Consider the following 22,386-nt stretch of genomic DNA (forward strand, 5'->3'; position numbering starts at 1 on the left):
AATGGTATACTTGATAACTATTAGGTTTATAAAAAATATAGGGCTATCTGATTAGATAGTCCTATATTTTTTTGTGTTGTTTTAGAGACGTGACGTAGTTAGTGAGACGGCTAGCTAGCCACAAGATAGTGGCTAGCTTCAAAAGATGAACGATTTACATAAACTATACATAGTATTACGACATGAGAAAACGGAAACGATAATTTTCCGTTTTCGAGTTAGTAAAGGACTTAGTCACGGTCCTATAGGACGTGGCGTAGATTGCTTAGGCTATGATATAGCCAAGCAATCTTAGTACATTACATCTTCTCTTCCAATGTTACATCTGGATATTTATCCGCAAACCAACGAAGGGCAAAGTCATTTTCAAAGAGGAAGACTGGTTGGTCAAAGCGGTCTTTAGCCAAGATATTTCGGCTTGATGACATGCGTTCATCAAGGTCCTCAGGTTGGATCCAACGCACAGTCTTTTTACCCATTGGTGTCATAACGACTTCGGCATTGTATTCATTTTCCATACGATGTTTGAAAACTTCAAACTGAAGTTGACCAACGGCACCAAGCATGTATTCACCTGTTTGGTAGTTGGTGTAGAGCTGGATGGCTCCTTCTTGCACCAATTGTTCAATTCCTTTGTGGAAGGACTTCTGTTTCATAACGTTTTTAGCAGAAACTTTCATGAACAACTCTGGCGTAAAGGTTGGTAGTGGCTCAAATTCAAATTTGTTTTTACCTACAGTAAGGGTATCACCAACCTGGTAAGTTCCTGTATCGTAAACCCCGATAATGTCTCCTGCCACGGCATTTTCGACATTTTCACGAGACTCGGCCATAAACTGAGTGACGTTAGAGAGCTTAGCTCCTTTACCAGTACGGGTTAAGTTAACACTCATACCACGCTCGAATTCACCAGACACGATACGAACAAAGGCAATACGGTCACGGTGACGTGGGTCCATGTTGGCTTGGATTTTGAAAACAAAACCAGAGAAATCCTTGTTAAGAGGATCAATCTCATCACCATCAACTGTCTTGTGGCCATGTGGTTCTGGCGCAAATTTAAGGAAGGTATCGAGGAAGGTTTGAACTCCAAAGTTTGTAAGGGCAGAACCGAAGAAGACCGGCGTCAATTCACCAGCTAAAATAGCTTCTTCAGAGAATTCATTACCCGCTTCTGTCAAGAGTTCGATATCTTCTTTAGCTTGCTCATAGAATGGGTTGTTGGCAAAAAGGGTATCACCATCTTCAATCTTGGCAAAGCGCTCGTCACCCTTGTAAAGCTCCAAGCGTTCGTTATAGAGGTCATAAAGTCCTTCGAAGGCTTTCCCCATACCGATAGGCCAGTTCATTGGGTAGCTAGCAATACCAAGCACTTCTTCCAACTCTTCCAAGAGGTCAAGTGGCTCACGTCCATCACGGTCCAATTTGTTCATGAAGGTGAAGACAGGAATCCCACGGTGTTTGACAACTTCGAAAAGTTTTTTAGTTTGGGCCTCGATACCTTTGGCTGAGTCAACAACCATGACGGCAGCGTCAACCGCCATAAGGGTACGGTAGGTATCCTCTGAGAAGTCCTCGTGCCCTGGGGTATCAAGGATATTGACACGTTTACCGGCATAGTCAAACTGCATCACAGATGAAGTTACTGAGATACCACGTTGTTTCTCGATATCCATCCAGTCTGATTTAGCGAAGTTTCCGGTTTTCTTACCTTTTACGGTACCAGCTTCACGGATTTCACCCCCAAAGTAAAGCAATTGTTCAGTGATTGTTGTTTTACCAGCATCGGGGTGAGAGATGATGGCAAAAGTACGGCGTTTTTTGATTTCGTCTTGGATACTCATAGTTTTCTTTCTTCTTTAAAAATAATCTTTTTGATACTTTTCCTTAGCGGTATCGGACGTCAGTAGCTTCCTTAGGAATCTCAATATTTCCATGTTCCAGAACTACGACAACCATAGGTTTTTACCAGATCGAAAAGTAAGATAGTTGTAGCGCTTCTTTCAGAAAATCTTTGTCTCTTAAGAGCTACATTTGTTGTCGAGGCTTGCGATAATCTCGCAGGCACAGCTCCTTTATTATATCCAAATTACAGTGTGAAAGCAATTCTGAAAGCGTTTTGTGTTAGAATAAAACAAATAAAATGAAAAAACACGCTATCAACTTTCTGATAGCGTGTTTCTTCATTTATTTAATATTTGTCTTCAAAATGCTCCAGACCTTTTTTCATGATTATCATGAGAATAATCAGGGACCCTGAAACAGCAAGGTATTTGACAAATAAGGGAGTTCCCATAATAAATGGCGTGTGTTTAAGCATGCCATAGTTTCCACCGATAGTCTGATTAACTATTACCAAAGCTAGATTCAGTAGCAGGGTAGCCACCACAATCAGCCGCTGGCTGATGGGATGCGTTTTAAAACTATTAAAAATTACATTCAGGCTATTGACCAGTAGGGCATAGTGGCCAATTAGGAAAGAAAAGCCTGTGATATGAGGAAACTCATAGGGATCAAATACTGGATAAATCAATGCACAGTAGGTCCCGACAACTCCCATAATAGCAAAATAGCTCTTTATTCTACTATTTTTCAAGAGGAGAACAGCAAACATGGCCATGCGGCAATGGTAAAGGGGAAGACTAATATAAAGAGGAAAGCCCTGCCAGAGATACCAGGTATAGAGGGCAAAGAGTTGAATGGCTTGGATAGTAAGAAAGGTCCAACGCCATATATTATTCTTATACCATCGCCAACTCAAGTAACTCAAGACTACCATCGCCAAAAGCATAAGCAAATAATAGGGCAAAGGTATCTGGGGTGGATGAGTTTGGGTGGTTGTCAAAAAATCCTTCATTCTCTTCTCCTGCTGAAATTACTATGCCTGCTATTATATCAAATTTCAGGGTAAAGCAAAAACCTGCTTAGAGAGCAGGTTAGAGAACTTAATTCTTAGCTTGGAGTTCTTCCACGACCTTGGCTAGGTTCATAGAGTTAGAGCCCTTGAGCAAGATTTGATCGTGCTCGCCTAGGCTTTCTTTGATTTGCTTAACCATAGCATCAAATTGGTCTTCGTCAGCTGTTTTCTTGAAATAATAGACATGACCAAGTGGGAACATTTGGCTAGCAAGTTGTGACAATTCTGCAATGTCTTCACCATAGAAAATTACCATATCAATAGCATCTGGTGTCAGGCTTAGAATCATCTGTGTGTGAAGTTGCACAGACTGTTCACCGAGTTCTTTCATATCAGCTAGGACAGCGATTTTCTTGCCTCCTTCATTCTTAGGAATGGCTGAGAAGGTCTCCAAAATGAGCTTCATGGCTGTTGGATTGGCATTGTAGACGTCGGAAAGAATATCAGCACCATTGGCTGCTTTTTTCCATTCAGTACGGTTCTTTGTAAGCTGTAAGTTAGCAAGAGCTGAGAGGATATTTTCCTCAGTTACACCCAAGTGTTTAGCCACATAGGCAGCAACCATGGCATTTGTAGCATTGTATTTTCCTGTGACTGGCAAGGTAACTTGTCCGTCTAGGAAGTTTGTTGAAAAGGTGAGATGGTCCTTGAATTCTGTCAAGTCAGAGACTGTAAGCTCTGCACCATCTCCAAAGCGTACCACTTCAAGATTGCTTGGCAAGAATGGATTGACGATAGGATCACTAGGTACAAGCAAGAGGCTACCATCAGGCATACCGTCTTGCATTTGCATTTTACCTTGGGCAATCTTGTCACGGCTACCGAAGAATTCCAAATGAGCCTCTCCGATTAAGGTAACAACGGCTGTTTTTGGCTTAGCCAAGGTTGACAAGAGATGAATGTCTCCCATGTGGTCTTGTCCCATCTCAAGGACGATTTTCTCTGTATCATCAGGCATGTGGAGGGCTGTATAAGGAAGACCAATCTCGTTGTTGTAATTGCCTTGGGTTTTGTAAGTACGATAGGTCGTTGCCAAGATATCATGAATCATGTCCTTGGTTGTTGTCTTACCATTAGAACCAGTCACAGCAATGACATCAACCTCAGTCTTTTCAAGATAGTAAGCAGCTAGCTTTTGGAAAGCTTCAAGAGCGTCATCAACTAGGATGTGGACTTGATCAGCTGGTAATTCTTTTTCTGTGAATGTCGCTAGGGCACCATTGTCAAAGGCTGTTTGGATAAAATCATGCCCATCACGCGCACCTTTTAGTGGCAAAAAGAGGTCGCCCGCTGTAATCTTACGGCTATCAAACTCAATCTGGTTAATGGCAACATCTTCATAGGCTGTGACATCATTTTTAGCGCCAACAACCTTGGCAATTTCATGGAGTGTCAGTTTCATCTTAAAATCCTCTGTTTTATTTTTACAAGTCTGGCAAGAAATAAGATTTCCTTGTCTACAATCACTCCCAATTATATCACAAATCAGGCTAGCTTTTGCTTGGGAGACGAATTTGTTACAATGGTTGATGAAAGGATTAGGCATGACAAAGAAAAAATTAATCAACCTCTCTAAAGGAGAGGAAAATATAAATAGCGACTGTCAAAGTATCGAAGAACCTAAAGGATGGCGCTTTAATTGGAAAAAGGTTATCCCACTAGAGCCAACAGCTGAATTGATTATCTTAGTGCTAATGGCACTGCTGTATGGTGGCTTTTATTATTACAAGCACTATACGGTCAATGAAAGCAATATCTACGGACTTTGGCAATCCGAAAACCACACGCTAGCCATTTCCTATGAACACATCCGTAGACATGGTGATACGAATTGGCGAATCATCCAGGATGGAAAAGCGATAATCTATGCAGCAGATACTCGTGCCATCAAAAAGATGAACGATGGAACACTCCATATTGAGGTCTATGCTCCAGAAAATATCCTCTCAAAACTCCCTCAAAAAGGTGGTTATAATTATTTGGATATGTATGTGCGAAAGGGGAATCTCCTAACTTATGACGGCGAGTCCTACAAGCGAATAGATTCCGGAAACAAGTCCATCACTTGGAAAGATGGTTCCACTAGCCCTTATGGTGAACGGAAAAAGAACCTCTCTACAATTGTTCAAACTATCTACCGTGGAATCCTAGGATTGGGCGCATTTCTTGTTATTTTTAGAGCTTGGCAAAAGAGGAGAGAAAAACTAAGTGAGACACCAATCAAAAAGAAAATACGCTGACCGAAAGAAACTCAACCGAAAATATCATTCACAAAAAGCATATCGAAAAGAACAAAAACGTAAAACGGGATGGCGAGCACTCTGGGATAAATTTACAGACCGTCTAGTCAATGTGTTTATGATATGTTTCCTACTCATGATACCGATTTTCATCGTCCATATGATTTTCTTTGACGATGGGGTTTATAAAGATGGTATCTACGGTCTGTGGCAATCTGAAAATCATAAGCTTGCCATATCATATGAAGATGGTTCAAAGGGAAGTAAGCGTGATTGGGATATTGTTCAAGATGGAAATGTCCTCATCAAAAATGCACGTATCGATGATATTAAACGCTTAGAGGATGGGACCCTCTACATTGAAGTTTATGCTAAGGAAAGTCTGTTTTCAGACCTTCCCACAAAGAACGGCTACAACTATTTGAATATGTATGTCCGTAAAGACGATTACTTGACCTATGATGGCGAATCCTACAAACGGATTGATGATGAAAACAAGAGCATTACCTGGAAAGATGGTTCAAAATCCCTTTATGGTCAACGAATAACCTTGTTTGATCGTCTGAAACCTTATATCGTATTTGGAATTATTGGTTCTATGATTTTGTATGCCATTTTTGTCGATTGGAGAATAAAAAGAAATCTAAAAAGGAAAAATAGGCTAAATGAGGCATCAAATAAAGAAAAAATATAGTAATCAACAGGAAATTGATAGAAAAGATTATTCACAAAATGAATATCGAAGAACACAAAAGTACAAAACTGGATGGCGAGCACGTTGGGGTGAATTCAAAGACCGTTTAGTCAAGATTTTGAGGATTTGTTTTCTATTCATGGTACCTATACTCAATATCTATATTGTTTTCTTTTATGATGGTATCAGTGAAAATAGTATCTACGGGCTATGGCAGTCTGAAAATCACAAGCTTGCTATTTCCTATAACGAAGGAGGAAGAAGTCGTAAGTACGATTGGGAGATTGTACAAGATGGAAAACTCCTTATCAAAAATGCTCGAACTCAGAAAATTAAAGGTCTTAAAGATGGAACCATCTACATTGAAGTTTACGCCAAGGAAAGTCTGTTCTCAGACCTTCCCACAAAGAACGGCCATAACTATTTGAATATGTATGTGCGGAAGGATCATTATTTGACTTATAATGGGGAGTCCTACAAAAGGATTGATGATAGGGACAAAACCATTACTTGGAAAGATGGCTCTACCTCGGTCTATGGTGAACGCAAAACTTTTTTTGATTATATTGAACCATTTCTTTTTTGGGGAATGATGGGAGCCCTTTTCTTGTCAATTATTTTCATCGAGTGGGGAGATAGAAAAAACAAAAAGGTAAGAAAAAAATCACCCTAAAACAAGAAAAACCACCCCTGCTTCTAGCTTGATATGCCCCCTGTCAAGTAGACAGGTTAAATATCTAAAAAAGTGTCTGTTTTTGAAGGTCAGTCGTACAAAATAAATGTACGGCTGTTTTTTTATGCAGACCACTTTGACTTGTACTTTTCAATTTTGTTATTCTTAGCGATTGGGTATGACAAAGGATGTTCTGATGTTAAGGCAGCGTTTCTGACTTCCAAAGGCGTTCTACAGTCATATCTGCTTTGTGGACGCTCTTGACAGTAAAATCGGATATAGTCTTTGATGGCATATCGGAGGGAGGCCTCATCTGAAATCTCATACATCTGATACATTTCCGATTTTATAATTCCCCAAAAACCTTCTATTGGTCCGTTATCAATACAATGGCCTACTCTTGACATGGATTGAATCATATCAGTATCTTTCAGCTTTTTTTGAAAGTTTTTATTGGTATATTGAAACCCTCTATCGCTGTGAAATATAGGCTTAGCTGTGGGATTTTTTTCAATAGCTTTGTCAAATGTTTTGAAGACTAGCCGATTGTCATTTCGACCACTTATGACAAAAGCAATAGGATAGCGGTCATATAAATCAAGTATGGCACTCAGATAAAGTTTCTTATGAGAGTTAGGAATCTTAAACTCTGTAACATCTGTTACCCATTTTTTGTTCGGAGCAGTCGTATAGAAGTTTCTTGATAACTTATTTTCTGCAGTTTCTTCAGACTTGGCAGTCTTGTATTTTTTCCTTTTCTTACGGATAAAAGCGTGAATATCGAGTATTTTCATAATTCGGTGAATTCTCTTTCTTGAGTAATTCGTATGATTGAAATGATTGATCCAATCGGTCATTCTTCGGTATCCCAAGATGTGTGAAAAACGTTCGTCATATTCTTTAATTAATTCCGCAATTTCGCTGTTTAATTGTTCTTGTTCTGGAACTATTCTATGTTTCCATTTATAAAATGCAGACCTCGTAATGCCGAGCTGATGACACATCCAGCTAATGCTCCACCCTTTATTTGTGTTGAAGTCTTCAATCGCTAAGTATTTTGATTCGTGGCGCTGTTTCCCTAGCCTCACATCCTTCCGAATTCTTTCACTTTTTTTAAGAGTTCAACAGCCATATCCTTTTCTTCTAACTGACGTTTTAAGCGCACATTTTCTCTTCGTAAACGTTCTAATTCATCAACCTCATCATCTAGTTTGTGATGACCCCTTTTGTCAACTAAACCTTCTTCACCATCACTATCATACTTTTTCACCCACGAATACACTTGGCTATAAGAAACATCATAAAGTGACGCCGTTTCCTTATAATTGCGATTGTGTTCAATACAATAATTGACAATCTCTTTACGCTCATCAATAGTAGTTTTACGTCTTGCTTTTGCCATATAGACCCCCTGTTTTGGATTGTAATCCTTAAGTTCTATATTGGCATTATACATCCTAATCCACTTTCTTAAAAGTCCTGAAGAAATATCATACTGATGACCTAAATCAATAGATGAAGCCTCACCACTAATACATTTTTCTACAAGTTCCATTTTAAATTCTTTTGAATAGGAACTGTTTTTTGTTTTCTTTGTGAATCCTAAAATCCCATATTTTTTATAGATGGCGGCCCAATCTTGAATCGTCCTTGTGGAAATATGGAGACAGTTACATATTTCAGATCTGGAACGATTTCCATTAATATAATCGAGACAAGCTTGTTCTTTCTCGTATGGGGTGAATCTTTCTCTTCTAGACATAAAAATACCTCTTAAGTAGATTTTAGGTATTTACCTTGTCTACTTAAGAGGTATCATATCAGCTGAGCTAGATAGCCACGGGGTGGTTGTTTTATTCTAATTAAGCAAGACTTACCTCTTACGAAGGCTGTCAGTCTTATTTCACTTCGCCACCTTCAACCACGAGGTCATCAGCTTTAGCTGCATCACCGTAAGTTGGACGAAGTGTTTTTTCATAATCTTTGTGGAAGAAATTCTCTTTACCAAGTTTCTTAATGTCTTTATTGATAAAGTCAAGGAGTTCTTTGTTACCTTTTTGAACGGCTGGGGCAATGGTATCTGGGTTACCAAGTGATGTGATTCCTACTTCATAACCTTTATTTTCTAGAGCCCAAGCAAGAACTTCTGTATTATCAGTTGAGAAGGCATCACCACGACCATCAAGGAGGGCTTGGTAAGCATCGCTATATTGGTCATACTTTTGCAATTTGATATTTGGGTAGTTCTTTTCAAAGTAAGTTTCAGCAGTTGTTCCCTTAGTAACAATCAAAGTCTTACCTTCAAGCTCTTTAACATCCTTAATGACCTTGTCTTTAGGTGACACCACACCGATTGAGACTTTCATGTAAGGAAGGGCGAAGTCCACTTGTTTCTTACGTTCATCAGTTACTGTAAAGTTAGCAAGGGTAATATCTACCTTGTTTGAAATCAAGAATTCTGCACGGTTGGCCGCATCTACTGAAACGTATTTAGGTTTAACACCCAAGTCTTTGGCCAAACGGTTCCCAAGTTCAATATCGTAACCTTGGTAAGCACCCTTGTTATCTACATAACCGAAAGGTTTCTTGTCCGCAAAGACGGCGATACGGAGTTCACCACTCTTCTTAATTTCTTCAATGGTACGTGCTTTGGCTGTTGATTTACCAGAGCTACTGTTACTTGAGCAAGCAGTCACTGCCACCAAGGCAAAGACGAGGGCTAATAGGGCAAAAATTTTCTTTGTTAATTTCATAAATATCTCCTAAAATATTATATTTTACTAAAAACAATGGGTTACAAATAGGCACCAAACTGACTGAAATCAAAGACATTGAGGAACTCTTGAGCCCGTTGTGTCTTTGGATGATTGAAGAATTCTTCAGCAGTACCTTCCTCAGCGATGACTCCCTTATCCATAAAGATAATACGGTCAGCGATGGCACGCGCAAACTGAAGCTCATGGGTCACAATCAACATGGTACGCCCTTCTTGAGCGAGGTCATTGATCAATTCCAGAACCTCACGAACCATCTCAGGGTCAAGCGAAGCCGTCACCTCGTCAAAGAGGATAACTTCAGGATGCATGAGCAGAGAGCGGACAATGGCCACACGCTGCTTTTGACCACCTGACAGTTGTCGTGCGAAGCTATGCTTCTTGTCCAGAAGTCCCACACGGTCCAAAAGTTTCTCAGCCTCCGCAATGACTTCTTCCTTGTTACGACCTTGAGCTTTGACCGGCCCCAAAATCAGATTTTGCAGGATGTCCAAATGTGGAAAGAGGTCATAACTTTGAAAGACCATTCCGATTTTCTGACGAATCAAGTGGAAATCCTTCTTACTGCCAGTGATAGACTTGCCATCCAGGAGAATATCGCCTCCTTGAATGGTCTCCAAGCCATTGATGCAACGTAGCAAGGTCGATTTTCCACAACCTGAGGAACCCAGGATAACAACGACTTCACCTTGTTTAACATCCAAGGAGATGCCTTTGAGAATCTCATTGTCCCCAAAGGACTTTTTCAAATCCTTGATTTGTAAAATGCTTTCTGCCATCTTAATTCCTCCAACGATTTTCAAGATAAGTAGACAGCTTAGATACTGGGTAACAAATGGCAAAATAAAGAATCAAAATCGTGCCATAAATCCAGAAAGAAGCTGTTGGAATAGTCAGGCGGTTACTATCGATAATCTGCTGACCAACCTTGGTCACCTCAACCACGCCAATCAAAACCACCAAGGACGTCGTTTTAATCATCCGTGTCACAAGGTTAATAGCCTGAGGCAACAAGCGACGCAAGACTTGTGGGATAATCACATAGGTATAGAGTTGCCCATTGGTCAATCCAAGGGCTCTTCCACTCTCAAACTGGTGTCTAGGTAGCGACGTGATTGACCCACGCACCAAATCACCCATCTCAGCTGTTCCCCAAAGGGTAAAGACGATAATAGCCGATAACTCACCTGAGATATTGATGTTAAAGTTCCTAGCCAGACCAAAATAAACAATAAAGAGCAAGACCAACTGGGGCATGATACGAATAAATTCCAGATAAATACGTGACAAGAAACGAACAATCCTAGACTTCGAAGTCATGACAATCCCAAAAAGTGTTCCTAGTAAGAGGGACAGAAGAACCGAGACGATGGAAATTCCAATAGTTACGCCTAAACCTTGTAAGATACGTAGGAAATTATTCCCCTGAAGAAGAACCTGAAAGCCCGAATCCTGCATAGCGTAACCTCCTTTCAATCCAACTAAAGACTAGAGAAATCGGCAGCAACATCAAGAGATAAGCCACCACCAACATGCCTAGAGCCACATCGGTTTCGTAGTAAAGACCAATCAAATCCTTGGCCACATACATCAGATCCGCCAAGGCTACCGCTGAGAATACTGACGTTTCCTTGATAAGGAAAATGACGTTAGCACTAAATGACGGAAGCGCCACAGCCACTGCCTGAGGAAGGACCACATAGCGAAAGACTTGGAATGGCGTCAAACCAATAGACAAACCCACTTCATGCTGGGTCTGACTAACAGCCTCTAGGCCACTTCGGAAGGACTCCGCCATATAGGAACCACCCAAGAAAATCAAACCTACCACAGCACAAGCCTCTGAGGATAGAACCAAACCTATACGAGGCAAGCCAAAGTAGAGAAAGAAAAGCTGAATCAAGAGCGGCGTATTACGAGATAACTCAATATAAGCCGTCGAAAGCTGACTCAAAATCGGTACTCGATAATGACGAATAACACTCACCACCAAGCCCAAAAGGAAGGAACCAAGAATCCCCAGAACGGCAATATGTAAGGTTAAAAAGAATGCCTTCTGATAAAAGGGCAAATACTGTTGAACAATGGACCAGTCCAAAACTTACCTCCTCATTTAAGATACAAAGGGCGTAGAAAATTCCGTAAGGCAAATAGGAAACTGACGACGTGTGCTGGCACACTAGGAAGTTTATCTTTTGCTCTAGGAATTTAGCCTGTGTTCAATTCCATAAGATACAAAGGGCGTGTAAAATTCCGTGAGCATTCACTGCCATCTACTTCTAGCCCTTTGACCTTCACTCGCCCCTGATAATCATTGCGGTACGCAAATCTTCATCAAACACGAACGAATTGCTTTATTTCATTTGAAACGTTAGATTTATTCTACCACCTGTTAGATTATTTGGATAATATGTATTTTTTATCGAGGTGATAAAGAAAAGATATAAATAAAATCTGGATTTCTGTAAAGAAAAAAACACCTCAGTCTCAGAGATTTCTCCGAGACTAAGATGTCTGTGTTTTAGATACTATTTCTTAAATCAAATGGCTTTCACGTTTGTCGAACATTTCTTGTCCCAAGGCTACCAATTCCTTGATAAGGTCTGAGTAAGAAAGTCCCATATTTTCCCAAAGAAGTGGATACATTGACCATTGGGTGAAACCTGGCATAGTGTTAAGCTCGTTAAGGTAGATGGCTCCATCCTCTGTCAGGAAGAAATCACAGCGAGCAAGACCGCAACCACCAAGGGCACGGAAGGCCTTGGCCGCATAGGCACGCATTTGCGTCATGACTTCTGCAGGCACGTGAGCTGGGATGTCCATGGTGATTTTATTGTCAATGTACTTGGCTTGGTAATCATAGAAAGCCACGTCTTTGACTACTTCACCTGGATCTGTCGTTTTGATATTTGTATTACCAAGGATACCAACTTCGATTTCACGGGCAACCACACCTTGCTCGATTAAGATACGGCTATCATATTTGAGAGCCAGATCAATCGCTGCACGAAGCTCTGATTCATTTTCAGCTTTAGAAATCCCAACAGATGACCCCATGTTAGCAGGTTTGACAAACACTGGGAAGGTCAATTTTTCAAGCGTCTCTGCTACTGCTGCTTCCAAATCTTCACCCTCGATGAAGACTGTGTAGGCAACCTGAGGTACACCAGCAACTTCAAGAATGTGTTTGGTCATAATCTTGTCCATAGCCACACTTGAAGAAAGAACATTAGTACCCACATATGGCAATTTGAGGGTTTCGAGGAAACCTTGGATAGAACCATCCTCACCCATTGGACCATGAAGAACCGGGAATACTACAGCGCCTTCTTCATAAATATCGCTTGGTTTGATAGCCTGACTAGCCACAACTGTGTCATTAGTCATAAGCTTCTCGTCATCACCTGGTGTTTCTGTAAATTCTTGTGTTTTGATAAAATCACCAGACTGAGTGATAAAGTAGGTTTTAACCTCAAATGCGCTGTAATCCACCGCACGCATAACACTCTCAGCTGAGAGCACAGACACTTCACGTTCTGCTGAACGTCCACCGTAGAGAAGGATAAGAGTTTGTTTAGACATAGGTATACCGTTTTCTTTTCTTGATTTTCTAGTCTCAATTTTGAGAACATAATTACCTTAATCATATCACAAAAGGAAGGGATTTTCAAAAAGATTATGGGTAGAGAAAAACAGCCTAAGAGCTGTTTCATTCCTGTCTTAAATTTCATCACCAAGTTCGAACTTAGTACCTTTGAGGGCACGTTTGAGAGACCACTTCCATGGTTTCCCTTCAATAGTGACTTGTTTGTTTTCGAGGTCAACTTTAACATTCTCAACGCCTTTAACAGCAGAGAGTTTTTCGGTAACGGTGTTGACACAACCTTGGCATTTCATTCCTGTAATGTTATATGTTTTTGTCATTTTTCTTTCTTCCTTTTCTTTAAATTGTTTTTTTGATACACGTCTTAATTGATAGAGGGCATAAGCAATCGACACTTAGACTTTGCGACGTTTGAGACGCAGAGCATTGAGGACGACTGAGACAGAGCTAAAGCTCATAGCCAGTCCTGCTATCATTGGGTCAAGAAGCGGGCCACCAAAGAGGTGGAGGACACCCATGGCCACTGGGATAGACAGGATATTGTAGATAAAGGCCCAGAAGAGGTTCTCTTTAATCGTTGTGATTGTCGCCTGACTAATTTTCAAGGCCTTAACGACATCCATGAGGTTGGGTTTCATAAGGACCATATCGGCACTTTCCATGGCAATATCTGTCCCAGAACCCATGGCAATACCGATATCTGCAGTCGCAAGGGCTGGGGCATCATTGATACCATCACCAACCATGATGACTGATTTTCCTTCTGCTTGAAGGTCGCTAATCACCCTAGATTTCTCTTGCGGAAGCACTTGACTGATAACACGCTTGATACCAACCTTTTGAGCGATGGCTTGAGCTGTTTGGTCATTATCACCAGTCAACATGATGACTTCTTTGCTCATTTGATGAAGAGCGGCCACCATATCGGCGCTATCTGCTTTAACCTGATCAGCTACACCAAAGAGTCCGATTAACTTACCATCTTCAGCCAAGAAAATAGGTGTCTGACCATCCGCTGTCAAGCTTTGGAAATCAGCTTGTGCTGAAGTCAAGTCGACTTTTTCCTCAGCCATAAGAGTTTGATTCCCAGCTAGATAAGTTTTGCCTGCATAGCTTGCAGTTAGTCCTCGTCCAGTCAAACTTAAGAAATTGTCCATCTCTAACAAGTCCAAGTTAGCATTTTCTGCTGCCACAAGGATGGCTTGACCCAAAGGGTGTTCGGACTTGGCTTCCAAGGATGCCAAAAGTTGCAAGGCTGCTCCGCTATTGTCATAAGTATAGCTAGAAGCGAGCTGAGGTTTACCCTGAGTAATGGTTCCTGTCTTGTCAAAAACGAGAACATCAGCCTTGTGAGCTAACTCGAGCACATCTCCACGCTTATAGAGAATACCATGCTCGGCACCAAGCCCTGTACCAACCATGATGGCTGTCGGTGTCGCAAGTCCCAATGCACATGGACAAGCAATAACCAAGACGCTGACTGCTACAGTCATAGCGAAGGTAAAGGTTTGTCCCATGATAAAGTACCAGAAGAGACCTGAAACAAGGGCGATAGCCATGACAACGGGAACAAAGACCGCTGACACCTGATCGGCAATCTTAGCAATCGGTGCCTTGGTTTGTTGGGCATCCTCAACCAATTTGATGATTTGGGAAAGCAAGGTGTCCTTACCAATCTTTTCAGCTTCATAAATCAAGCTACCCTGACCATTAATAGAACCTGCAAAAACTGGTTTACCAGCTGATTTTTCAATAGGGAGTGACTCACCTGTAAGCATACTCTCATCAATAGCAGAGCTACCAGAAATCACTCGACCATCCACGGCTATCTTTTCCCCAGGTTTGACCACAATATGGTCACCAAGAACAACCTTATCCACAGGAAGCTTGACTTCCTTACCATCACGAAGGACAGTTGCTTCCTTGGCTGACAAGTGCATAAGTTTCTTAATAGCTTCTGAAGTTCGACCCTTAGAGAGGGTTTCAAAGTACTTCCCTAGAGTAATCAGGGTCAAGATAACAGCCACTGACTCAAAATAAAGTTGGTGGGCGTGATGGGCATGCCCCAATGAAATGTGGTAAGTACCATAGAGACTATAAAGAAAGGCTGCCGACGTTGCCAAGGCTACCAAGGCATCCATGTTAGGATGACCCTTGGCCAAGGTACGAAAACCATTACTATAGAAAGAACGGCCTAACCACATGACGGGCACTGTCAAAACTAGCAACACCAAGGCATAAGTCAAAGCTGCATGATGAGGAGACAAGAAGTTTGGCACAGGTAGACCGACCATTGGCCCCATAGCTAGATAAAAGAGAGGAATGGTGAAGACCGATGACCAAATGAGGCGCTCACGCACCTTGTGAATCTTGTCTTCTTCACGTTCTTCCTGACTTTTAGCTGTATCTGGGTTGTAGACTTCAGCCGCATAACCAGCGTCAGCTACAGCCTTTTCAATAGTTTCTGGACTAACCTTATCCCCAGCATAATCTACAGACATTTTTTCGGTGGTTAGGTTAACCACAGCCTTGTCCACACCATCCAACTTATTAACAGCATTTTCAACGTTGGCTACACAGGATGCACAGGTCATCCCATTAACCACAAAGGTTTCTTTTGCCATTTCCTATATCACCTCCATATGATGCCCACAAGCACATTGGCCAGGCACACAGTCACAAACCACCTGATCCACAGGTTCTTTTGCTAAAAGCAAGGCCTGTAACTTGTCCACATCAGCTTGTGTCATCGGCGTCTTCTCGATGAGTTGACCCAACAAGTCGCTGTGTTTGGTCAAACAAATCTTGTCAAAAACTGCCTCTAAAGCTTGAAAATTCGCTTCATCCTCACCCAAGCTGGCTTGATAGATAAACCCTCGTCCTTGACGCTGACTAGTTAGGTAACCCTTGTCCGCCAAACGCCCAAGCAAGGTCTTAACTGTCGAAGCCGACCAGTCTAGCTTCTTAGCTAGAATCGCTATAATCTCTGAAGAAGTCGCTTGCCCCTTAGCCCAGAGCACTCGCATGACTTCCCATTCCGCAGATGAAATTGTCAGCATGATAGCTCCTTTCTGAATGTTGTTATTTGTTTACGTTTGTAGATTTATTTTAACGCTATCGTGAAAACGTGTCAAGGGTTTTGTTTACATTTGTAGATTTATTTTTTAAAAAATTTCCAAGACCACTTCAAGGACCTTGGAACGCTTTCATTATCTTAGGCAAAAAATTATGACTTTAGATTTTTCTGATACAGTTTAGTCATAAGCATTATTCCCAAGACGAGTATAATGACTGGAAGACTGTATCCCAAATAAATCGTAGTGACCTGCAGACCTCTCTTGATAAGCATACCACTGACAAATACAACAATCCCTGTCAAAACCTGATTCAAGACTTCAATTTTCAAATAAAGATTGTTAAGTTGTAAGGGATTCAACTTCTCCTGCAGGTAAACATTTTGTGAGATTCCGGAAATAGTTTGACCAACTGCTAAAAAGATATAGCTAAGCAAAACAGTCGGTAGGTTAGGTACGAATGGAAAGACGACAACGTAACCCAAATAGACAAGAGACCCTAACAAGTAAACGGTCATAGGGGAGTATTTAGTGAGACTTTTGAAAGATAGAATTGAACTCGTTGCTAGAAAGGCAATGGCTAAGAAGGACAGAGAGAAAGAATAGGCCTGACTAGAAATACCGACATCTTTGGTCAGGAAGATAACCTCATAAGCATCATATAAGACACCCACTGACTGTAAGAGTATAGTCATCATAACCATCTTAAGGACGATACTCTGCCTTCCAAAAATAGGACTACCTTGACCGGAAGAAACCTCCTCTTCTGAATCATTCTCACGGTCAAAAATAATCGGTCCCAGTTTAAACAATAAGAGGGTTGCTAGTAGCGTTAGCACACTGTAGACCAAAAATAAGCTCCCTAAATCAAGGCTACCCCAGAGACCAACTATCATAGGTGCTAAGAAATAGGAAGCTGACCCAATCATGGTATAGGTACTGTTAAATTTTTGCAAGTTGGCTTTTTTAACAAGCACAGGCACCGCTGAGGACAACAAACTGTTAAAGTAGGTTGTCAACACTTCAGTCAGAACCACCAAAGCAAATACAAAAACACTGCCCATGGCAAGATAGATCAAAGCAAGACAGACTGCCTTAAGTAATTCAATACCAATCAAAACATATTTTTTATTTGTGATTTTTCCTACAAATTGATGTCCCACATTGGCAAGAATCCCTCCTAAGAATTTGGCAATCCATAGCCCTAAGACATAGTCCACCGAGATTTTAGAGAAGATAATACTCAGTGCTATCGCATAACCGTACTCGATAATCAGCGACAAAAACCTATTAAGGAAAATAATTCTGGAATTGTTGGTAAACATTAACGATTTCTAAACCTTTTCTTTTTCATTGCCCTTATTGTAACACTGAACATACTAGCCTTCAATAGTTCAGCGCATTAGAAAAACACCTCCTAAGAGGTGTCACACTTTACTAAGATAAGATTGAGTTGACAAGGCTACGTCCAAAATCCCTACCTTCTATATACAAAAATGTAAACATGCCAGGGTAAATAACAGCCAAACAAATAATCATAAAGATTATTACTAGAGCTTTCTTGTGTGATACAAAGAATGAAAAAATATGATTAATCATCTTTACTGATACCTTCTCTTCTTTTTTAGCTATTAAATCATTCTATAGTTTTCGAAAAGAAAAAAATAGTGACATAAATGTCACTAAAAAAGCTTATTCATTCGATACGAGATATACAAAAGCTGATTACGAGATTTAACTCTCAACTCAAGCCCTTGTAGAGATACAAGACACCAACTAAAAGGAAAATAAGGGCATAGTGATTTTCTCCTCGATAGAAAAAGAGTAAGGCTCCTATTAAGAAACAGACCCCTAGTATTACCCTCAATGATACTTTCATTTGTCTACCTTCTTTCTATAAGTAAGACGAAAATAAAAACAAGAGATACATTTAATTCGCTACAATCCACCCATATTATAAGCTTGATAACTAAGAAAATCAAATTGCTCCAAAGAATGATTTGATAAAAAATACTCCCCATTTCTGGAGAGTAGCATCTGCTATTTTTCAAAGTGTGAACCGAATGTAACAAATTCAGCGACTTCTTCTTCCTTACCGTCGTGGAGGTCACGGACAATTTTTGATCCCACAATAACACCGTCTGACACAGCGTTAAAGCGTTTGATGTCTTCCTCTGTTGACACACCGAAACCTGTGAGAACTGGAATATCTGCATGAGCTGTCAAGTTAGCCAAGTGTTTATCAAGGTCATCACGGTAATTGCCAGTCTTACCAGTAACACCATTGATGGCAACGGCGTAGATAAAGCCTTCTGCACCATCAATCAACTGTTTCTGACGGTCAATACCTGTAGTCAAGCTTACCAAAGGCACGAGAGCAATATCACTGTCTTTCAAATATGGGGTAATAAAGTCAGCGTGTTCATCTGGCAAATCAGGAATAATGAGCCCCTTGACAGATGTCTCTGCCAAGTCCTTAACAAAGGCTTCAATACCATATTGATAAACTGGATTGATGTAGGTCATGATAACCAAAGGTACCTGTGTTTTTTGTTCTTGAAGCTTCTTGATGATAGCTGTTAAAGTCACATCTTTAGCCAAACTACGTTGTCCTGCTAGTTCAATAACGGGACCATCGGCCACAGGGTCTGACCATGGAATACCCACCTCAATAGCTGAGACACCACTTTTTTCCAAGAGAGCGATAGTCTCAAAGAGTCCGTCTAGACCTTTAGCGTGGTCACCAGCCATGATATAAGGTACGAAAATACCGCGTTTACTGTCTTTGATAGCTTGTAGGTGTTTTGTTAATGTTTTTGTCATGGTTTATTTCCCTTCTGCTTCAGCTTCGAAACGTTCTTTAACCTGCATAACGTCCTTGTCCCCACGACCTGAGAGGCAGACGATGAGGCTTTGGTCTGGCGACATCTTAGCTGCCACTTTTTGCGCAAGCGCAATGGCATGACTAGACTCAAGAGCAGGGATAATACCTTCCAAACGTGACAGAAGTTTGAAGCCTTCAAGAGCTTCTTCATCTGTGATAGAGTCGTAAGTCGCACGGCCAATTTCGTTGAAATAACAGTGCTCAGGACCAACCCCTGGGTAGTCCAGACCAGCTGAGATAGAGAAGGCTTCCATGATTTGACCATGAGCATCTTGGAGAACATCCATAAGCGCTCCGTGAAGAATACCTGGACGGCCTTTGGCAAAGGTTGCGGCGTGTTTTTCAGTATCAAGACCCAAACCTGAAGCCTCAGCACCATACATGGCTACTGATTTATCATTAACAAATGGGTAGAACATACCGATAGCATTTGAACCACCACCGATACAAGCCATTACAGCATCAGGCAATTTACCGCCAGAAATCTCTGCATATTGGCGTTTGGCTTCACGACCGATAACAGATTGGAAGTCACGAACAATTTCTGGGAACGGTGCAGGACCAAGGGCAGATCCCATGATATAGTGCGTATCCTCGATACCTGCAACCCAAGCACGAAGGGCTGCATTTACGGCATCCTTAAGCACTCGCGAACCATCTGTTACGCTAAATACCTTGGCACCAAGCAATTCCATACGGAAAACGTTAAGCGCCTGACGTTTAACATCTTCTTCACCCATATAGATTGTACAATCCATGTCGAAAAGGGCTGCGGCTGTCGCTGTTGCAACACCGTGTTGACCTGCACCTGTTTCGGCGATGATTTTCTTCTTGCCCATACGTTTGGCAAGCAAGACTTGACCAAGGGCATTGTTAATCTTGTGGGCACCTGTATGGTTAAGATCCTCACGTTTAAGATAAATTTGTGCTCCACCAATATGGTCAGTCAAACGTTTGGCGTGGTAAAGAGGTGTCTCACGTCCCACATAGTTTTTGAGGAGGTCATCCAATTCCACTTGGAAACTTGGATCTTCCTTGGCTTCACGATAAGCCTTGTCCAATTCAATAACGGCTGTCATCAGCGTTTCTGGAACGAACTGACCACCGAATTTTCCGTAAAATCCTTTTGCATCAGGTTGTTGATATGTCATGCTTTCACTCTTTCTATAAATGCTTTAATCTTGTCTAAATCTTTGTGACCATCTGTCTCGACACCTGAGGACACATCTAAGGCATAGGGATGAAAAGTTTCCTTGGCCTCTGCCACATTGTCCACAGTCAAGCCACCAGCGATGAAATAGTCCTGCTCAATCTGCTTGTCAGCCAAAAGCTGCCAGTCAAAGGTCTGGCCACTACCAGCAATGGGAGCATCAAAGAGAAGATAATCCGCCTGGCTCTTGACTTGAGAATCGCTATCCGAAATCTGAATAGCTCGAATAACTGGTACTGAAATCTTTGGAATCAGAGCTTCATCAAAAGTTCCATGAATCTGAACGATATCTAAGGGAACCTGATCAATCGCTTCTTCCAGTTCTTCAAGACTGGGTGAAACAAAGACACCGACGATTTTTGTCTGGCCTGTCACCCCTTTAGCCAGCTCGTGAGCTTGTTCAAGACTCACTTGACGCTTGCTCTTGGCGAACACAAAGCCAATGTAGTCAGCACCTGCTTCAACCGCAGTTGCTACCGCTTCTGGTGTCGATAGTCCACAAATTTTAACCTTTGTCAATTTGCAACTCCTTGACCTTTTCAGCCACATTGTCAGCCGTCATAAGGGCAGTTCCTACTAGAATCCCATTAAAATATGGGGCAACTAAGGCAGCATCCTGACCTGTAAAAATAGCCGACTCAGAAATATAAACAGGCTTATCCTTGAAATGCGTTGATAACTCAAGACTGGTATTGATGTCTGTCTCAAAAGTAACCAAATTACGGTTGTTAACACCGATAATCTCAGCACCAATACGATGAGCCACTTCCAATTCTGGTAGATTATGCGTTTCAACCAAGACTTCCAAGCCAAGGCTTGTCGCAAAATCGTAGAGCTCCTTGAGGCGAACCTCTGGCAAGGCCGCTACAATCAAGAGAATGACTGTCGCACCCGCATTACGACTACGTACAATCTGTTTCTCATCAATAATGAAGTCCTTAGCCAAGGTTGGAATAGCCACCTGTGACGAAATTTCTTTCAAATAGGAAATGTCACCCTTGAAGAAAACCTCATCCGTCAAAACAGAAATCATAGCTGCCCCATTTTCCTCATAGGTCTTGGCCTGAGCCACAATATCCACATCTAGGTTAATATCACCCATGCTTGGACTGGCTTTTTTCACTTCAGAAATAATTTGAAGCTTGTTTTGATTTGACTTGAGAAAATCATAAAGACGATAGGTCTGACGTAAGGGCTGCAAGTCTTCCATGACCAACTGAGCCACTTCTTTTTCTTTTTGTTCTAAGATTGTTGGAAGAAAGGCTTTACTCATACTTGTACCTCTTGGAGTTGGCGAAGTTTCTCTAGGGCTGAGCCGTCCGCAATCAATTGACGAGCAAGCTCAACACCTTCCTTAATAGTCTCAACCTTACCATTGGCAAAGAAGCCGAGACCTGCATTAAGCACTGTTGTTTCAAGATAAGGACTAGCTTCATTTTTCAAGACACTAAGGAGAATCTCTGCATTTTCCTTGGCATCGCCACCTGTGATGTCAGACAACTCAACCTTTTCCATACCCAAATCTTCATAAGTGAAAGTGTGCCGACTAATGTGACCATCTTCCAAAAGGGTGTAGGTGTTGGTGCCATAGAGGGCAGCTTCGTCCATATTGTCAGGACCTGTGATAATAACCGCACGTTTACGTCCCAACTGTTGAATAGCATTAGCAACAATTTCTTGTAATTCCACACGATAGAGCCCCATGAGTTGCGTCTCAAGGTCAAGCGGATTAGCCAGTGGCCCAACCAAGTTCATAATCGTTGGAATCCCAAGAGCTTGGCGAGCTGGACCGATAAAACGCATAGCTGGGTGCATGGTTTGGGCAAAGATAAAGGCCAAACCAACCTCGTCAAGTGCTTTAGATAGGGTTTCTGGTGATGCTGCAACGTTGATTCCAAGGGCTTCAAGAACGTCTGCCGAACCAGATTTAGAGGAAATCGAACGGTTACCAGCCTTGGCCATACGAATACCGCCTGCTGCTAGGATAAAGCAAACAGTAGTCGAAATGTTGAAGCTATAAGACTGGTCCCCACCAGTTCCACAGTTACACATAGCATCTGTGAAAGTCTCAGGCAAGACAGTCGCATGTGATTTGAGGGCACGCACGATACCTGTGATTTCATCTGCTGTTTCCCCCTTCGTCTTAAGCCCCATAAGGAAGGCAGAAATCTGGCTTTCTGAGACCTCATTTTTAAGAATACGGTCAAAGACTGCTTGGACTTGGTCTTGAGACAAGTCTTGGCGGTTTGAGATTTGTAGGAATATTTCTTTCATATCTGTTTTCCTTTTAAAAACTGTTCAATGTTTTCTGATGCA

Annotated in this window: 22 protein-coding genes; 3 read left to right on the forward strand and 19 right to left on the reverse strand. The window is 41.5% G+C overall.

Annotated features, from left to right (window positions below):
• Positions 1–299: 299 nt before the first annotated feature.
• The 3 genes from V471_RS00520 to V471_RS00530 all read right to left on the reverse strand — a co-directional run bounded on the left by V471_RS00520 (position 300) and on the right by V471_RS00530 (position 4,319).
• The gene (locus tag V471_RS00520) at positions 300–1,844 is read right to left on the reverse strand and encodes a peptide chain release factor 3 (RefSeq protein ID WP_002884210.1); all 1,545 of its coding nucleotides are present in this window, start codon (positions 1,842–1,844) and stop codon (positions 300–302) included.
• A gap of 347 nt (positions 1,845–2,191) precedes the next feature.
• Positions 2,192–2,857, reverse strand: coding sequence for a YwaF family protein (locus tag V471_RS00525; protein ID WP_004183200.1), 666 nt, complete (start codon positions 2,855–2,857; stop codon positions 2,192–2,194).
• Between the two features lie 88 nt (positions 2,858–2,945).
• The gene (locus tag V471_RS00530; RefSeq protein ID WP_004183201.1) at positions 2,946–4,319 is read right to left on the reverse strand and encodes a UDP-N-acetylmuramoyl-tripeptide--D-alanyl-D-alanine ligase; all 1,374 of its coding nucleotides are present in this window, start codon (positions 4,317–4,319) and stop codon (positions 2,946–2,948) included.
• Between the two features lie 142 nt (positions 4,320–4,461).
• Between V471_RS00530 and V471_RS00535 the strand changes: the two genes are divergently transcribed.
• The 3 genes from V471_RS00535 to V471_RS00545 are packed head-to-tail and all read left to right on the forward strand — an operon-like array spanning position 4,462 to position 6,524.
• Positions 4,462–5,157, forward strand: coding sequence for a hypothetical protein (locus tag V471_RS00535; RefSeq protein WP_004183203.1), 696 nt, complete (start codon positions 4,462–4,464; stop codon positions 5,155–5,157).
• On the forward strand, positions 5,126–5,851 hold the full coding sequence (locus tag V471_RS00540; protein WP_004183204.1) for a hypothetical protein: 726 nt from the start codon (positions 5,126–5,128) through the stop codon (positions 5,849–5,851). Before V471_RS00535 ends, V471_RS00540 begins: the two co-directional genes overlap by 32 nt.
• The gene (locus V471_RS00545; protein ID WP_004183205.1) at positions 5,823–6,524 is read left to right on the forward strand and encodes a hypothetical protein; all 702 of its coding nucleotides are present in this window, start codon (positions 5,823–5,825) and stop codon (positions 6,522–6,524) included. The genes V471_RS00540 and V471_RS00545 overlap by 29 nt, the downstream gene beginning before the upstream one ends.
• Positions 6,525–6,646: 122 nt before the next feature.
• Here the strand turns inward: V471_RS00545 and V471_RS00550 are convergent, their stop codons facing one another.
• From V471_RS00550 to trpD, 16 genes are all read right to left on the reverse strand, one after another.
• Complete coding sequence (locus tag V471_RS00550; protein ID WP_045771628.1) at positions 6,647–7,612, reverse strand: IS3 family transposase; 966 nt, start codon at positions 7,610–7,612, stop codon at positions 6,647–6,649.
• The gene (locus V471_RS00555; protein ID WP_045771627.1) at positions 7,609–8,286 is read right to left on the reverse strand and encodes a helix-turn-helix domain-containing protein; all 678 of its coding nucleotides are present in this window, start codon (positions 8,284–8,286) and stop codon (positions 7,609–7,611) included. The genes V471_RS00550 and V471_RS00555 overlap by 4 nt, the downstream gene beginning before the upstream one ends.
• 136 nt (positions 8,287–8,422) lie before the next feature.
• Positions 8,423–9,277, reverse strand: a complete 855-nt coding sequence (locus tag V471_RS00560; RefSeq protein WP_002884332.1) for a cysteine ABC transporter substrate-binding protein — start codon at positions 9,275–9,277, stop codon at positions 8,423–8,425.
• A 41-nt stretch (positions 9,278–9,318) separates the two neighbouring features.
• Positions 9,319–10,077, reverse strand: coding sequence for an amino acid ABC transporter ATP-binding protein (locus V471_RS00565; RefSeq protein ID WP_004183207.1), 759 nt, complete (start codon positions 10,075–10,077; stop codon positions 9,319–9,321).
• A gap of 1 nt (position 10,078) precedes the next feature.
• The gene (locus V471_RS00570; RefSeq protein WP_004183209.1) at positions 10,079–10,756 is read right to left on the reverse strand and encodes an amino acid ABC transporter permease; all 678 of its coding nucleotides are present in this window, start codon (positions 10,754–10,756) and stop codon (positions 10,079–10,081) included.
• Entirely contained in the window at positions 10,716–11,396 is a 681-nt protein-coding gene (locus V471_RS00575; RefSeq protein ID WP_002884251.1) for an amino acid ABC transporter permease, read from the reverse strand. Before V471_RS00575 ends, V471_RS00570 begins: the two co-directional genes overlap by 41 nt.
• Positions 11,397–11,833: 437 nt before the next feature.
• Complete coding sequence (locus V471_RS00580; RefSeq protein ID WP_004183211.1) at positions 11,834–12,880, reverse strand: D-alanine--D-alanine ligase; 1,047 nt, start codon at positions 12,878–12,880, stop codon at positions 11,834–11,836.
• Between the two features lie 138 nt (positions 12,881–13,018).
• Positions 13,019–13,222: a copper chaperone CopZ gene (copZ, locus tag V471_RS00585; RefSeq protein WP_004183213.1), complete on the reverse strand. Its 204-nt coding sequence runs from the start codon at positions 13,220–13,222 to the stop codon at positions 13,019–13,021.
• 75 nt (positions 13,223–13,297) lie between these two features.
• Positions 13,298–15,526, reverse strand: coding sequence for a heavy metal translocating P-type ATPase (locus V471_RS00590; RefSeq protein WP_084870989.1), 2,229 nt, complete (start codon positions 15,524–15,526; stop codon positions 13,298–13,300).
• Between the two features lie 3 nt (positions 15,527–15,529).
• Positions 15,530–15,961 (reverse strand): CopY/TcrY family copper transport repressor, encoded by a 432-nt coding sequence (locus V471_RS00595; protein WP_004183215.1) that lies wholly within the window; start codon positions 15,959–15,961, stop codon positions 15,530–15,532.
• A 167-nt stretch (positions 15,962–16,128) separates the two neighbouring features.
• A complete protein-coding gene (locus V471_RS00600) occupies positions 16,129–17,259 on the reverse strand; it encodes an MFS transporter (protein ID WP_231910680.1) in 1,131 nt (376 codons plus the stop codon).
• A gap of 757 nt (positions 17,260–18,016) precedes the next feature.
• Positions 18,017–18,799 (reverse strand): tryptophan synthase subunit alpha, encoded by a 783-nt coding sequence (gene trpA, locus V471_RS00605; RefSeq protein WP_084870991.1) that lies wholly within the window; start codon positions 18,797–18,799, stop codon positions 18,017–18,019.
• 3 nt (positions 18,800–18,802) lie between these two features.
• Positions 18,803–20,011, reverse strand: a complete 1,209-nt coding sequence (gene trpB / locus V471_RS00610; protein WP_084870992.1) for a tryptophan synthase subunit beta — start codon at positions 20,009–20,011, stop codon at positions 18,803–18,805.
• Complete coding sequence (locus tag V471_RS00615; protein WP_084870993.1) at positions 20,008–20,589, reverse strand: phosphoribosylanthranilate isomerase; 582 nt, start codon at positions 20,587–20,589, stop codon at positions 20,008–20,010. The genes trpB and V471_RS00615 overlap by 4 nt, the downstream gene beginning before the upstream one ends.
• A complete protein-coding gene (gene trpC / locus V471_RS00620; RefSeq protein ID WP_045769082.1) occupies positions 20,576–21,343 on the reverse strand; it encodes an indole-3-glycerol phosphate synthase TrpC in 768 nt (255 codons plus the stop codon). The genes V471_RS00615 and trpC overlap by 14 nt, the downstream gene beginning before the upstream one ends.
• A complete protein-coding gene (gene trpD, locus V471_RS00625; protein WP_045769081.1) occupies positions 21,340–22,344 on the reverse strand; it encodes an anthranilate phosphoribosyltransferase in 1,005 nt (334 codons plus the stop codon). The genes trpC and trpD overlap by 4 nt, the downstream gene beginning before the upstream one ends.
• Between the last annotated feature and the right edge of the window lie 42 nt (positions 22,345–22,386).

The sequence above is a fragment of the Streptococcus salivarius genome (genome assembly GCF_002094975.1).
GTDB lineage: Bacteria > Bacillota > Bacilli > Lactobacillales > Streptococcaceae > Streptococcus > Streptococcus salivarius_D.

Coding starts and splice junctions, on each gene's coding strand:
- V471_RS00520 (WP_002884210.1), bottom strand. CDS start 1,844: ATGAGTATCCAAGACGAAATCAAAAAACGCCGTACTTTTGCCATCATC.
- V471_RS00525 (WP_004183200.1), bottom strand. CDS start 2,857: ATGAAGGATTTTTTGACAACCACCCAAACTCATCCACCCCAGATACCT.
- V471_RS00530 (WP_004183201.1), bottom strand. CDS start 4,319: ATGAAACTGACACTCCATGAAATTGCCAAGGTTGTTGGCGCTAAAAAT.
- V471_RS00535 (WP_004183203.1), top strand. CDS start 4,462: ATGACAAAGAAAAAATTAATCAACCTCTCTAAAGGAGAGGAAAATATA.
- V471_RS00545 (WP_004183205.1), top strand. CDS start 5,823: ATGAGGCATCAAATAAAGAAAAAATATAGTAATCAACAGGAAATTGAT.
- V471_RS00555 (WP_045771627.1), bottom strand. CDS start 8,286: ATGTCTAGAAGAGAAAGATTCACCCCATACGAGAAAGAACAAGCTTGT.
- V471_RS00560 (WP_002884332.1), bottom strand. CDS start 9,277: ATGAAATTAACAAAGAAAATTTTTGCCCTATTAGCCCTCGTCTTTGCC.
- V471_RS00565 (WP_004183207.1), bottom strand. CDS start 10,077: ATGGCAGAAAGCATTTTACAAATCAAGGATTTGAAAAAGTCCTTTGGG.
- V471_RS00570 (WP_004183209.1), bottom strand. CDS start 10,756: ATGCAGGATTCGGGCTTTCAGGTTCTTCTTCAGGGGAATAATTTCCTA.
- V471_RS00580 (WP_004183211.1), bottom strand. CDS start 12,880: ATGTCTAAACAAACTCTTATCCTTCTCTACGGTGGACGTTCAGCAGAA.
- copZ (WP_004183213.1), bottom strand. CDS start 13,222: ATGACAAAAACATATAACATTACAGGAATGAAATGCCAAGGTTGTGTC.
- V471_RS00590 (WP_084870989.1), bottom strand. CDS start 15,526: ATGGCAAAAGAAACCTTTGTGGTTAATGGGATGACCTGTGCATCCTGT.
- V471_RS00595 (WP_004183215.1), bottom strand. CDS start 15,961: ATGCTGACAATTTCATCTGCGGAATGGGAAGTCATGCGAGTGCTCTGG.
- trpA (WP_084870991.1), bottom strand. CDS start 18,799: ATGACAAAAACATTAACAAAACACCTACAAGCTATCAAAGACAGTAAA.
- trpB (WP_084870992.1), bottom strand. CDS start 20,011: ATGACATATCAACAACCTGATGCAAAAGGATTTTACGGAAAATTCGGT.
- trpC (WP_045769082.1), bottom strand. CDS start 21,343: ATGAGTAAAGCCTTTCTTCCAACAATCTTAGAACAAAAAGAAAAAGAA.
- trpD (WP_045769081.1), bottom strand. CDS start 22,344: ATGAAAGAAATATTCCTACAAATCTCAAACCGCCAAGACTTGTCTCAA.